This window comes from Shewanella halifaxensis HAW-EB4 (genome assembly GCF_000019185.1).
Lineage (GTDB): Bacteria > Pseudomonadota > Gammaproteobacteria > Enterobacterales > Shewanellaceae > Shewanella > Shewanella halifaxensis.
The window spans coordinates 3,326,995-3,340,380 of sequence record NC_010334.1; the positions used below are offsets into that span (position 1 = coordinate 3,326,995).

The 13,386-nt window shown below is 40.7% G+C and carries 10 protein-coding genes and 1 other RNA gene; 5 read left to right on the plus strand and 6 right to left on the minus strand.

What is annotated here, in order from left to right; translation table 11 throughout:
* Positions 1 to 342: 342 nt before the first annotated feature.
* Both SHAL_RS14215 and phaZ7 read right to left on the minus strand, forming a co-directional pair.
* Positions 343 to 1,668 (minus strand): hypothetical protein, encoded by a 1,326-nt coding sequence (locus SHAL_RS14215; RefSeq protein ID WP_012277823.1) that lies wholly within the window; start codon positions 1,666 to 1,668, stop codon positions 343 to 345.
* Between the two features lie 54 nt (positions 1,669 to 1,722).
* A complete protein-coding gene (phaZ7, locus tag SHAL_RS14220) occupies positions 1,723 to 2,829 on the minus strand; it encodes an extracellular native short-chain-length polyhydroxyalkanoate depolymerase PhaZ7 (RefSeq protein ID WP_012277824.1) in 1,107 nt (368 codons plus the stop codon).
* A 175-nt stretch (positions 2,830 to 3,004) separates the two neighbouring features.
* Here phaZ7 and phaZ point away from each other — a divergent pair, with 175 nt between their 5' ends.
* Together phaZ and SHAL_RS14230 are read left to right on the plus strand one after the other, a co-directional pair.
* Complete coding sequence (gene phaZ / locus SHAL_RS14225) at positions 3,005 to 3,889, plus strand: intracellular short-chain-length polyhydroxyalkanoate depolymerase (RefSeq protein WP_012277825.1); 885 nt, start codon at positions 3,005 to 3,007, stop codon at positions 3,887 to 3,889.
* Between the two features lie 17 nt (positions 3,890 to 3,906).
* A complete protein-coding gene (locus SHAL_RS14230) occupies positions 3,907 to 5,463 on the plus strand; it encodes an alpha/beta fold hydrolase (protein WP_012277826.1) in 1,557 nt (518 codons plus the stop codon).
* A 158-nt stretch (positions 5,464 to 5,621) separates the two neighbouring features.
* Here SHAL_RS14230 and SHAL_RS14235 read toward each other — a convergent pair whose 3' ends face one another.
* Positions 5,622 to 6,539 (minus strand): LysR family transcriptional regulator, encoded by a 918-nt coding sequence (locus SHAL_RS14235; protein WP_041416454.1) that lies wholly within the window; start codon positions 6,537 to 6,539, stop codon positions 5,622 to 5,624.
* 309 nt (positions 6,540 to 6,848) lie between these two features.
* On the opposite strand from SHAL_RS14235, the gene SHAL_RS14240 reads away from it, so the two are divergent.
* Both SHAL_RS14240 and SHAL_RS14245 read left to right on the plus strand, forming a co-directional pair.
* Complete coding sequence (locus tag SHAL_RS14240) at positions 6,849 to 7,583, plus strand: beta-ketoacyl-ACP reductase (RefSeq protein ID WP_012277828.1); 735 nt, start codon at positions 6,849 to 6,851, stop codon at positions 7,581 to 7,583.
* 82 nt (positions 7,584 to 7,665) lie between these two features.
* A complete protein-coding gene (locus SHAL_RS14245; protein ID WP_012277829.1) occupies positions 7,666 to 8,871 on the plus strand; it encodes an acetyl-CoA C-acetyltransferase in 1,206 nt (401 codons plus the stop codon).
* A 778-nt stretch (positions 8,872 to 9,649) separates the two neighbouring features.
* On the opposite strand, the gene ffs is transcribed toward SHAL_RS14245, so the two are convergent.
* Together ffs and SHAL_RS14250 are read right to left on the minus strand one after the other, a co-directional pair.
* Positions 9,650 to 9,746: signal recognition particle sRNA small type (gene ffs / locus SHAL_RS22440), an RNA gene on the minus strand.
* Positions 9,747 to 10,025: 279 nt separating this feature from the next.
* Positions 10,026 to 10,340 (minus strand): ComEA family DNA-binding protein, encoded by a 315-nt coding sequence (locus SHAL_RS14250; RefSeq protein WP_012277830.1) that lies wholly within the window; start codon positions 10,338 to 10,340, stop codon positions 10,026 to 10,028.
* Between the two features lie 387 nt (positions 10,341 to 10,727).
* Here SHAL_RS14250 and SHAL_RS14255 point away from each other — a divergent pair, with 387 nt between their 5' ends.
* Entirely contained in the window at positions 10,728 to 12,122 is a 1,395-nt protein-coding gene (locus SHAL_RS14255; protein WP_049763884.1) for an SLC13 family permease, read from the plus strand.
* A gap of 64 nt (positions 12,123 to 12,186) precedes the next feature.
* On the opposite strand, the gene SHAL_RS14260 is transcribed toward SHAL_RS14255, so the two are convergent.
* Entirely contained in the window at positions 12,187 to 13,383 is a 1,197-nt protein-coding gene (locus tag SHAL_RS14260; protein WP_012277832.1) for a trans-sulfuration enzyme family protein, read from the minus strand.
* Between the last annotated feature and the right edge of the window lie 3 nt (positions 13,384 to 13,386).

Below are 13,386 nucleotides of genomic sequence, written 5' to 3' on the forward strand. Positions count from 1 at the left end.
ACGCTGAGGTAATAACTGAAGTTTAAGGTGTTGTGATTACTGAGAAAATAGACAAAAACTGAAAGGATAATTGCAAAAATGGGATAATGTCATCGGTATTATTTCAGACCGGCTTTAATTAACTAACTGAGTAAAAACAAGCTACAACTATTAAGCTTCAAGTGAATGACCACAAGCTAGAGATAAACTAAAATGGATTATATAAATGAAATGGCGAACAATACTAAGCAGTATATAATAGAGTTAAAAAACAAAATTAAGACCGTTAAAATAACACCAAACATAAAATAAAGAGTTGCTATATAAAATACAGCAACTCTTTTATTATTCTATTATCGGGTATTAACCAAAACTGACTCGTAGCGTTGTCATAATCGCTGTGTCATCAATATCTTCATCAGCATGACCCGCTCTGACTTCAATGGTATTGCCCTTACTAAATTTGTACAGAGCTTTTACATCATAAAAAGTGCCATATGTATTATCACGATAATTTTCAGGCAACACTTCATGTAGGTTGGCGTTATACAAGTCTAACTCCATACGACCAACAGCAAAGGTAAACTCAAGCTCATCAGATGGATTCCAATTAGCTCTAAGGCCATAAATGGTACCGTCTTTGCCCGCGTTGCCATTGAAATTACCTAAACCACCAAAAAATTCCGTGCGTGTAGGATTAATCTCGTTTCTAGGAGAGTTGTTGATTAACATAGAATAACTATCCCAGCCTCTACCGACCTGGCCACCATCACCAATACCTGCTATCTGAGCCTGCAACTGAAATTCAGGTGTGATTTGGTAGCCCGCTTCTAGGAACGCTGCCCAACTATTATTTCCCCAAAAATAAATGGCATCATCATCATTCGCATCCGATAAGTTAAAGTTTGCCGCTGCTTTAAATGAGAAGTTACCAATCGTTTTACCTAGATAAGGAGAGAGGTTATGGAAGTTTTTAATGTAATAAGGATTAGATACTTGACTAAAATCACTCGGTGCTGATTCACCATCGAAATATGCCCATAACATTCCCCAGTCAAGACCGCTCTGGTTACCTACAGCAGCAAGTGCATACATGTTCAGATCACCAGTAGAAAGGTCTGCTAAGCTATTTTCAGAAAAGTCTTCAGAAAATCGTAGATCGTATATACCAATTAATCCTACATAACCACCATCAGTCATAAGTGTCTTCATCGCAAGAATTCGATCTCGGCGATCGTCGGCAATATTAAACCCATAAGCCCAGCTTGCCTCTTGCCGTCCTGCACGAAATAACCAGCCGTCATCAGTTTTGTATTGAAGATAAGCAAGATCGAGTGATAATGAATCTAGATTATCGGTACTGGTATAATCGGTTCCAGAACCACCACTATGGCGACGATCACCAGCCCATTCATAGAAACCTAACATTCTAGTATTAATCGACCAACCCGTTTCATTAGCAACATTAAGTGTGAATCGTACTTGAGATAAAGCACCATTGATACTGTCGCCAGTATTAAAATTACCTTCACCATTATCAACGTCGTAAGCTTTGATGAATGCATCGGCTTTAAATTCAATTGTCCCCACATCATCAATTTCTACTGATGCCGCAATTGAAGCAGAGGACATCAACCCCAACGAGCAAGCTAAAGCGATATTTGTTAACTTAGTTGTCATTTTTTTCATTTTCAATTCCTTTATTTTATAAGTTTTTATTTTTATATTTAATACAAGTAGAATTTAAAGCGCATTGTTAACAGGTCCACTTAAATAAGAGTTAGCACAAGCAACACCTTCACAGTCACTAGTCAGCATCTCAACCAATATGGCCCCGCTATTTATTTTGCTATTAAAATGTCCAACACCATCCAGATCGCCACCGGATAGGTTATAAGGACTTAAATCACTAAAATTAAAATCAAGTGCATTTGCTATTGTGCCAGCGCCCAATTGTAGTTGTGCCTTAACATTACTATTGGGTGTAAATAGGGCCCCGTGAACACAAGCTCTCTGGCCGGACATGGTTGTACAGTGGATTTGATCATGTAAGCCCGCAGTCAAGCTGTAGAATCGACTACCTAATGTCTGTGAAGGAAAATGACGCATACTTAGAGAGTCATTATTTCCGGTCCACGCATTTTTTCCCCATAAAGGGGATAAACTGCCATTATCAGGATATAAGCCAAAAGTATTCGTTTGATAAAGATTTTGACTGCCACACGTTGGAACGAGTGCATTCGCATACCCAGTATAAAGGCACGACTGTAGTCCCCGAATTGCACCACCAATATTAATAAATCGGTCAATTTTGTTCCAAGCCTGATATTTATGTAGACTTGAAATTGCTAATGATACCCCTAGTGAATGAGCCACTATATTGACCTTGTTCTGGCCGGTATATATCAGAACATCCTCAATAAATTGATTAATAGTTTGCTGTGTGACTGCATCGTGGTAATTAAGCTGGGGAGATTGGCGCTGTTCGATAGAAAGATAAGTTAGCCCGAATAATTCACAGTCATTGTAGCCAGCTTGTATAAATGACTCATAAACGGAAAAAGGCGCTCGTGGGAAGTTTTCTGGCTGAACACTTGGTGGCAAGGCCCAACCAATAGCATTATCTCCATTACCATGGAGGAATATTACTGGTGTTTTGGTTGCTTGGCAGTTTCCGCCGCCAAAGCCACCATCGGTGTATTTACCTTGCTCGGTGAAGTTATCAGCAAATTGATAGTTTGAATCAGAGCAAATGAACCCATTATGATTATCACATTCTACTGAATAAGTATTAGTTGATATAAATAATGTTAATAAAAAACCAGAAATAAATATAAACCTAAAATCCACTTTAATCACCTTCACCCATTAACAACACATAATCATATTACCAACTCGTAAGGTTTTGTTATCTAGTAAATTCGGGATTCTTTTTTTCATTTACGGGATGTAGATGGGGTAACCAAGAAATCAAAATGCAGATATGATGAACTAAATTTCAGTTAATCATATTAGGAGTCAGGCCATGTGCCAACAAATAAATACTGAAAAAGTGATCTTAGCTAATGGTGAACAGATTTATTATAGAGAGTGCGGTAAAGGGCCTGTATTAGTTCTATTACATGGCAATATGACCTCATCTTTTCATCTTGAAGAGTTTATGAAGTCCGTTTCTTCTGAGTTAAGAGTTATTGCTCCTGATATGCGAGGATTTGGGCAGTCTAGCTACAATCATCCTGTTTCCAACTTGAATGATCTATCTGAAGATATTGCGGATTTACTCAGCCAACTCAATATTGAATCCTATGCCATCGCGGGCTGGTCTACCGGTGGCGGCGTTGCCATTGACCACTGTATTAACCATCATGAAAAAGTCAATCAACTTGTACTCATCAGCAGCATCGGAATGAATGGTTACCCGATCAAATCCAACGGGGGCCAAGGTGATTACCTTAAAAGTAAACAAGCAATATTGGATGAGCCAATGTTTGCGCCTGTTTTCTCTGCTTTCAAAAACAAAGATAAACATTTTGTGCAGGGTTTATGGAATATGGTGGTCTATAACCATAAAAAACCAACCCCACAAAACTATGATTTACTGATTGATGATGTCCTAACGCAAGTCAACTTAGCCGATATTTATTACTCATTATCCGTCTTCAATCTAATGGATGAATTTAATGGTGTAGCTAATGGAACAGGTCAAATTCACCAATTCAAAACACCTACGTTAATACTACACGGTGAGGATGATCTGGTTATTGCCGTTGATACCGCTCGACACACTCATAAAATGATAACAGAGCAAGAGGTCTTTACCACTATAAAAATCTATCCCAATAGTGGCCACTCCTTGTTTATCGATCAACTTGATGACATCAGCCATCAAGTACTCACTTTTATTAAATAATCACTAGGGCCTATAAAATGCGTAGAAGTATCAAGCTTCACTTACTCTCATTATCGCTGTTCACTCTTTTTGCTGGCTGTGGGACAACTCAATATCCAGTAAATAATATGCAAGCCTTAACAGTGACACAACAATGTGAAGGCAGCTATTGGAAAGATTGTGTAACTTATCCGTTTCCTGTGCATTATGCACAAGCTAAAGATAGTACAGGGATTCAGTGGGAAGTTGCCTATATGGACGAATATGCTGGTGATAAACCTTCTCCTGAAACCGTGGTACTTATCCATGGAAAAGGAGTATATGGTGGCTATTTTGCAGATTTGATGAACGTTTTACTGACTCAAGGTTACCGTGTCATTGTGCCCGACCTACCTAATTATGGTAAATCTTTGCCTGGAAACTTAGATAATCCAATTACACGTTCACTGGATGACACACGCACAGCCATTCATGATCTGTTAGCAAATACATTAAATGTAAACAAAGCCAGCTTTCTTGGTCACTCAATGGGAGGCCAATGGGTAATAGGTTATGCCTTAGCATACCCTGAGCAAGTTGATAAGATAATACTTGAAGCTTCTGGTGGTATGGAGGAGTTCCCAACCAATATTGCAGGACTGTCATTTTTTGGCGATGAACAACAAATATCATACGAAAATTGGGCTAAAATCTGGGGGAGCACACTGAAAAAAGAGCAAGTTAAAACTGCAGAAGATGTTGAACTTTTCAATTACTTCAAAGCTAAAAACCCTGAGAGTGGCGAAGTAATGGACTCTCCTGCTGGATACTTTATCAATAAAACCCCAATGACAGAGTATATTACCCAAAACCGTCAGCACATGATTGAAAACTCACCTGAAGAGTACCGAGCATACACCGAGACTTATATCAGAGATATCTATTCAATGGGAGTTGAAGTTCGTATTGAAGACCCTCAAAGTTTAGTTAAGAAAATTGATCAAATTAAAGCTCCGATACTTATCACCTATGGTGAAAAAGAACCCTTTATTCCAACAACCATTTTTAGTGGTCAGCAAAGTTTACGTTGGGACATCATTAAGCCTGTGTATGAAAAGTTATCAAACAATGGTAATGAGCCTACGGTAATCATTTACCCTAATGTTGGCCATTTTATTCATACCGATATTCCTGAAAGATTTAATCAAGACGTAGTTAAATTTCTTGCTGGAGAAAGGATCTCTGGCATTGAAAAAGTTTCAAACTATAAACCACCTATCATCTTACCTCCTGAAGAAGTAACCGCTTTCTTTAATAAGTTTAAACATGCATTAGTGAGTAAGCATAAGACTAACATTGCCAATTTTTATGCAGAAAACTTTATCGAAAACGGCTATGACAAACCTGCATTTTTAGAGATATTGTATAGTCAAATGGCCAGTGTTAATGACTATAAGGTCTCTCTAATCAAATTTGAACAAGATCCCAATAAATCTGATGAGTATTTTGTTGAAGGAATGGTTAATTTAGGCAATATATCCGTTCCCTTTAGTCAAGGGAGCAAAGTTATCAAGACTGCGGATGGCTGGAAGTGGTTGGGCAATAGAAAATCATAATTAACTAATCACAAAATGCTTAGCGTAGGTATATAAGTACCTACGCTAAAAAATACAAATTAAGTTGTGGTAAATATCTAAGTACTAACTCACCAACCTCATCTTTGAATCTTTTTTAAAAGCCATTTACATTACGCTTTGCACACCAAAAACAATAATCAGCTGACTTCTAATTCAGATGCTATCTCTGTTACCCGTCTAATTAAAAAGTCTTTAAAATTTACACAACGAGTTGGCATTTGCTTTCTTGGTCTGAAATATAGTCCAAACTCAAAATGACTATTACTGTAATCATCTAAAATAGGGACTAATGAACCATCATTTAATTCTTTTTGTATTAAACTTGTGGGTAAATAAGCAATTCCAGCGCCAGTTAACGCAACTGTTTTCAAAAACTCACTATCTTCAACCTGCACAGTTTGGGCTATTTCGACCGTTGTAAATTCCCCCCCTCGCTCGAAGACCCATTTATTTCCCCCCACTAAGGTCGATGCATACAAACAATTATGTTTCTTTAGCTCTTCGGGAGTTTCAGGCAAAGAAAAACGTTCGATGTAGCGTGGTGAACAACAAGCCTTAAGCGGGTACCTAAGCAATGACCGTTTAACCAACAAGCTATCTTTCTCTTGATAACCTTGATATGTCGCATTTGCTCGAATAGCAAAGTCAACTTCGCCGACATGATCCATCTCATAAGCGGTTTCAACAATCTTAAAAGACACATAGGGGTATTCACACAAGTATTCTCCAACGACTTGGCTCAAGAATTTTTTAGCAAACAGAGGGGTGCTGGCAATACGAATGACTCCCCGATCATCATTTCCTAAATTTTGAATCTCTGTGAGAATGTCATCAATTTCAGTGTTCACATGGCAGAATCGGTCGAATAATCGCTCTCCTGCCTGAGTCGGAACAACTTTACGAGTTGAGCGTTTAAGCAGGCTCACCCCCATGTTTTCCTCTAACTCAATGATCCAGCGACTCCCTGCAGAGGCTGATATACCATACTGCTTCGCTGCATCACTAAAAGACCCAGTTCTAACTACATGTAAAAAATAAACAATTTTATCTAACATAGACACTTCGCTGTTAATGAGTACCTTGGTCAATAAACCAACCCGTTAAAACACATCCTTAACATGTGAAACGTAAAATAGCGTCACTTATTAAGTGCTAGCGTTTCTATCATTATTCATATATCCAACAATTACTGCTAACTATCCCATAAAAATAAGATAAATAATTTTTTTATCCCCTTTTTGCAATAGTGTTTTGTTCTATTAACGCTAAACATTCAATGTTCCTGAGCCTAATATAGGTCCAAATCTAAGCAAATATCGCCTCTTCGTTTGGCGCTTGCTAACACTCAAAATGGTGGAATCATTATGCTAAATAACAAAATCTGTATAGTCACTGGCGGCGCACAAGGTATTGGTCGATGCATCGTTGAAACGTTTGCTCAGCAAGGTGCGCTTAAAGTTTACGCTTGCGACATGAATATAGAGGCGATGCGAGACCTTGAAGAACAATACAGCAATGTGTCAGCTAAAGAACTTAATGTCTGCGATCGCAAGGGCATTCAAGCACTCATTGAGACGCTAAAAGCCGAACATGGCAAGATTGACGTTTTAGTTAATAATGCTGGAATTACCCGTGATAATTTGCTTGATAGAATGAGTGAAGATGACTGGGACATGGTCATCAACGTTAACCTTAAAGGTGTGTTCAATATGACCCAAGCAGTAGCACCATTAATGATTGAAAATGGTGTAGGCTCGATTATTACGATGTCTTCTGTTGTTGGAACTGATGGAAATGTTGGACAAACAAATTATGCCGCAACTAAAGGCGGCGTCATCACCATGACCAAGGGTTGGGCTAAAGAGTTTTCTCGTAAAGGGGCGCAAGTTCGCGCCAATTGTGTTGCTCCAGGATTTATTGAAACACCAATGACGATTGAGTTACCAGAAAAAGTACTTAACTTCATGAAAGGTAAAACACCACTTGGCCGTATGGGTAAGCCTGAAGATATCGCCAATGGTGTACTTTTTCTTGCCAGTGACAACTCCAACTTTATCACCGGACAGACCCTTAAAATTGATGGTGGCCTTGTAATATAACCACACCATGTTGAATTACTGCTTAATTGAAGCAGCGGTTATCAAGCATTGCTTCAATTAAAAAATCAGTTTTGGAGAGTCTATGAAAAAAGTATTTATTGTTGGTGCGAAGCGGACTGCACTTGGTAGCTTCGGTGGTGCCCTTGCATCTGTTCCAGCTTATCAACTTGGCGGCGAAGCAATTAAAGCTGCGTTAGCTCAAGCTCGTGTTTCACCTGAACATCTTGATGAAGTTATTGTCGGTAATGTGTTAAGTGCAGGCCAAGGGATGGGCCCAGGTAGACAAGCTGCACGTTATGCGGGTATTCCTGATACCGTTCCAGCTTATACCCTCAACATGATTTGTGGCAGCGGCATGAAAACTGTCATCGAAGCAGCGACAAAAATTAAAGCTGGTGATGCTGACATACTTGTCGCTGCTGGTATGGAGAACATGTCAAGCGCACCTTATTTACTCAATAGCAATAACCGTTTTGGTAGCAAAATGGGGAACCAGCAGCTTATAGACTCAATGATAAACGATGGTCTAACCGATGTTTTTAATCATTATCACATGGGAATAACCGCTGAAAATATTGCAGATAAATATCAGATCTCTCGTGAGCAGCAAGATCAGTTTGCGCTTCGCAGTCAGCAACGCGCATGCGCAGCAATTGAAAGTAACCGCTTTACCGATGAGATAGCTCCTATTGAAGTCACTCAGCGAAGAAAGTCATTCAGTTTCGATACCGATGAATACCCGAGAGCAGACGCAACGATAGAAAGCCTAACAAAACTTAGAGCAGCCTTCAAAAAAGAGGGCTCTGTAACGGCGGGAAATTCATCGGGTATTAATGATGGCGGCGTGGCTTTTATTATCGCTTCTGAAGAGGCTGTTAAAAAATATAATCTACAACCACTAGCAGAGATCGCGAGCTATGGCCAAGGTGGCTTAGATCCAGCGTTTATGGGTCTAGGACCTGTACCCGCGATTAAGCAAGCCTTAACGCGAGCCAGCATGAACCTGAGAGATATTGAACTACTTGAACTCAACGAAGCCTTTGCAGCTCAAGCGATTGGTGTTATGCATGGATTGAGTGAAGAGCACGGTGTTGAGCTTTCGTGGTTTGACAATAAAACTAATCTCAATGGTGGAGCTATTGCCCTAGGTCATCCACTTGGAGCCTCAGGTGGTCGAGTATTGACGACCTTGCTCTATGAATTGCAAAAGCAAAAATTCAGCTATGGCCTTGCTTCATTGTGTATTGGAGGCGGAATGGGAACCGCGATTATCATTAAGCGTGTTTAACCTCAGTTCTCACTTACAAAAAGGCTCAAATTGAGCCTTTTTTGATCGTTTTTCAAAAGCGATTAGATCTCAGGGATGAGTTCACGGTGTCTTGCGGAGTCAATATCCAGCAGCGACGACATTAACAGTTATGACTTAAGAGTCTTTTGAGAAGTGTCCGTAGAGCCGCGTATTGATTGCATGAGTTGTATTAGTAACATGAGCCACTTGCTGCGTTTGGTCTCATTCTTGCCTAGATTATTTACCTATTTACCTATTTACCTATGGCGACATAACCTAGCCAGAACATATCTCAGCAGTAAAATAATAGAGGTACTCAAGTTTATCAAATGGGTACAGTTAAATGACACCGTCATAAGTGACCGTGAGCCAGTAGCAACAAATTACCCATTGGCTTTAGTGAACCCATTATCATTCATGACGCTTTATAAAAGGCAGAGGATATTAAAGCCCAATAAGGAGCAGCATGATATTGAACGAGCAAGGATCTGCAGCATGGATGCTGTAGTTAAGCCCTCAGGGATGAGTTCATGGCGTCTTGCGGAGTCAATATCCAGCAGTGACGACATTAACTGTATGACTTAAGAGTCTGTTGGGAAGTGTCCGTAGAGCCACGTATTGATTACATTAGCAATATGAGGTGGTACACACGAATTGTACAACTAGGCCGATTTAAATGAAAAGCATGGTAAACAACTGAAAACGTCAGTTAGATTATCAATTAAAATCAGAGAGTTATTTTGGATGTTTTACATAAAGCGGGGGAGTTTTGGAGGCTCCCCTAGAGCCGCACTCCGGCACATGAGTCACTTGCTGCGGTTGCTCCCTTCCAGGCCTGGCCGAGTTCACAAGTTATCATTGCGGAGGGACCCTAGGGTCACCACAGATTTCTTTAAGAGCGTAACTCCAAAGAACGGCTGCATTATCTATCATGCATCACAAGCAATCAAGTGATTATCGCCTAACTTGGCCTAGTTTTGGTTTAATCGACGATTCTATAAACAAAAGCCCTTAAAAAAGGGCTTTTTTTACACTATTTACATAGCCACTCTATTAACTACTACCATACGGTGGAGGGTGGCAGAGTTGATAGCGCGAGGGTTTAACTGTTTATTTAACTATTTAGCTATAGCGAGTTATTTAGCCATAGTTGACTATAAACTTAGTTGACTGCGATTTTTCTCGATCAACTTTTCACCAATTCCCTTAACTTCAGTGAGTTGATCTACTGAGTCAAATTTACCATGCACTTGACGATACTCAACAATTGCAGCCGCCTTAGCCTCCCCGATACCACTTAACGCAGACAACTGAGCAACCGTTGCACTATTAATCTTAATCAACTCTGATTTAGCTTGAGATTGTTTTGCTTGCTCAGAAGTAGGGGTTTCTGCAACCTTGGTTGCCGACACTGCAGGGAATATTAATAAACTAGACAGGCATAAAACAGACAAAAAAACTTTGTACATAGTTAACTCCTTTTATTTATCCTTAAATGTATGGCCGCAATCCTTTTTCCTTGGCCACGACTAAAAGGTAGATCATAGGCTCGAATTCCGCCAACAGGCGATCACCATCACATCAGCCTTCAACCTAAAGAGATCGAGATCACACTAAGCGAATAATGATTAACTTTCAGTAACTTGCATTGCCAATACAATAAGTACCCGTTTGAGTAATAAATTTCGAAAAAACAGAACAAAGTTAAGAGATGTTTATCGCAATCGAGGTGCTTTCGGGACGGTTATCACAACTTACTCTGGTCAATACTGAAAGTTTTTAACGTTGCCTCACATTTTGAACTTAGCTAAAGCTGAATTAGAGTGACGCAACCTAAAATAATAATGGACATTACAATGTCATTTGAATCAACAAAAGTACCCGACAATACTGATGGCAAGATGTCAACACAGCAGAAAAAGTTAATCATTTTAGCTGCTGATATCATACTGTTATTTTTGATGTATAACTTCTTCCCCTTCGACCAGGGTGTTAATACAGGCTTGGCCATACTGGTATTTGCGGCAATCCTGTGGTTAACAGAAGCCATTCACATCAGTGTCACCGCCATTCTCATTCCAATCTTGGCCGTGTTATTTGGGGTATTCGAAACCCAATCTGCCATGAGTCATTTTGCTAATCCCATTATCTACCTCTTCTTTGGTGGCTTTGTGCTAGCTGCTGCACTTAACCATCAGGGGATCGATAGACTCATCGCCCAGAAAGTACTGACCGTCTCTAAAGGGCGCTTATCAGTCGCTTGCCTGATGCTATTTGGAATAACAGCGGGCCTATCGATGTGGATCAGCAACACGGCTACAACGGCTATGATGCTACCTCTGGCGCTAGGGATCTTGCACCAAATAGATATCGCTAAACATAAAAGCACCTACCTGTTCGTACTGCTGGGTATCGCCTACTCTGCCAACATCGGTGGCATCGGTACCTTGGTGGGTAGCCCACCCAATGCTATCGCTGCCGCTCAAGTCGGCTTATCTTTTGCTGATTGGCTTGAGTTTGGTCTTATTACCGTTGCGATTATGCTTCCTATGATGCTTATTGCGCTCTATATGTATTTTAAACCCGACCTTTCAGTGATCTTCGACATAAAGCAGGAAAAACAATCACTGACCTTCCAAGGCAAATTGACACTGCTAATTTTCATCTCAACAGTATGCTGCTGGATTTTCAGTAAACCTATATCACAAGCCTTAGGCGGTATAGCAAAATTCGATACCATTGTGGCACTGAGTGCAGTGGTGCTATTGGCAGGCCTTGGCTTAGTAAAATGGAAGAAAATAGAAACCACAACAGATTGGGGGGTACTGATCCTGTTCGGTGGCGGTTTAACCTTAAGTGCTGTGCTTAAAGCGACTGGTACTAGTGTATTTTTAGCCCATTGGATCACCGATATCTTTGGTAATACTCATATGGCACTTTTCACTTTTGCTGTGATTGCCTTCGTCATCATGTTAACTGAATTTGCCAGTAACACTGCCAGCGCCGCACTGCTAGTTCCTGTGTTTGCCGCCATAGCCGAAGCGTTAGGACTGTCACCAGTGATGCTGTCGGTGTTGATTGGTATCGCTGCATCTTGCGCCTTTATGCTACCTGTTGCGACACCACCAAATGCCATCGTTTACGGTTCAGGTTATATCAAACAGTCGGAAATGATGAAGGCTGGTGTGATTATCAACTTTATCAGCATGATAGTACTTTATATCATCGCCCATACTTTCTGGGATATTTAACCTAATACAGAAGAGCCCAACCTTAGGTCGGGCTCTTTTTATACTTTATTGAACCATTCGAGTTTTATAGCAATTGGTTAATGTGCAACTTATCTAAGCCCCCCTCAAGTGCTTGAATGATATCTTCTACGGATTCAAGGCCCACCGAGATCCTCAGTAAATTGTCAGTGATCCCAGCTCTGCTCCGCTCCTCATCTGTATAAGGAGAATGTGTCATTGAGGCGGGGTGCTGGATCAGCGACTCGGCATCGCCAAGACTGACCGCAATAGAAAATAACGGTAACTGATTAATAAACTTTATTGATTCTTCAAGGCTTGCGTCAAGCTCAAACGCTATTACACCGCCCGCTCTTCGCATCTGCGGGCCAAGCAATTTATGGCCAGGATGGCTTTTAAGTGTCGGGTAGTACACCTTAGATACTTTAGGGTGGTACTCAAGGTAGCTAGCAACTTTCTCGGCGTTATCACAGTGCCTTTCAAGACGAACATCTAAGGTTTTTAACCCGCGAAGAATGAGCCACGCATCATGGGGAGACAGTACTGCACCAACATCCTTTAGTACTTCATATTTAATCACCTCCATCTGCTCATTACTCGCGCATACAAGCCCAGCGATAACATCACCGTGACCATTGAGGTATTTAGTTGCACTATGAATAACAATATCGATGCCATGCTTAATCGGTTGCTGCAATAACGGCGTCATAAAGGTGTTATCCACCACACTCACTAAATTGTGTTGCTTAGCAATGGCGGCGATTAGATCCAGGTTGTACACATCTAAATGGGGATTTACCGGTGTTTCACAAAAAATCACTTTGGTATTGGGTTTTATCGCGGCTTTAATTGCGGCTTCATCACTGAAGTTAACTAACGTCACTTCAATGCCGAATTTAGTTAACAGTGAGGTCATCAGTGAGAAGGTGCAGCCATATACGGCATTGGATGCCACTAAGTGGTCGCCATGGCTTAAATTGGCTAACAACGCCGCCGATACCGCAGCCATACCTGAGGCTGTAGCGGCTGCAGCTTCACTGCCTTCAAGTGCGGCAATTTTTCGCTCAAGCTCTGCTGTAGTCGGGTTTCCTAAACGAGTATAAATATAACCTTGCTCAGTTCCTGCAAATCTCGCTCCGCCCTGCTCTGCGCTATCAAACACAAAAGTGGCGCTTTGGCATAATGGCGTCACTAGTGCACCAGCTTGATTACTTTCCCGTCCGGCATGAATCACTTTTGTGGCGAGTTTCCATCTATCTTGCATATT

What these genes read in the sequence shown, in the direction of transcription:
- SHAL_RS14240 (WP_012277828.1), top strand. Translation starts at nt 6,849, where the DNA reads ATGCTAAATAACAAAATCTGTATAGTCACTGGCGGCGCACAAGGTATT.
- phaZ (WP_012277825.1), top strand. Translation starts at nt 3,005, where the DNA reads ATGTGCCAACAAATAAATACTGAAAAAGTGATCTTAGCTAATGGTGAA.
- SHAL_RS14235 (WP_041416454.1), bottom strand. Translation starts at nt 6,539, where the DNA reads ATGTTAGATAAAATTGTTTATTTTTTACATGTAGTTAGAACTGGGTCT.
- SHAL_RS14230 (WP_012277826.1), top strand. Translation starts at nt 3,907, where the DNA reads ATGCGTAGAAGTATCAAGCTTCACTTACTCTCATTATCGCTGTTCACT.
- SHAL_RS14215 (WP_012277823.1), bottom strand. Translation starts at nt 1,668, where the DNA reads ATGAAAAAAATGACAACTAAGTTAACAAATATCGCTTTAGCTTGCTCG.
- SHAL_RS14245 (WP_012277829.1), top strand. Translation starts at nt 7,666, where the DNA reads ATGAAAAAAGTATTTATTGTTGGTGCGAAGCGGACTGCACTTGGTAGC.
- SHAL_RS14260 (WP_012277832.1), bottom strand. Translation starts at nt 13,383, where the DNA reads ATGCAAGATAGATGGAAACTCGCCACAAAAGTGATTCATGCCGGACGG.
- SHAL_RS14255 (WP_049763884.1), top strand. Translation starts at nt 10,728, where the DNA reads ATGTCATTTGAATCAACAAAAGTACCCGACAATACTGATGGCAAGATG.
- SHAL_RS14250 (WP_012277830.1), bottom strand. Translation starts at nt 10,340, where the DNA reads ATGTACAAAGTTTTTTTGTCTGTTTTATGCCTGTCTAGTTTATTAATA.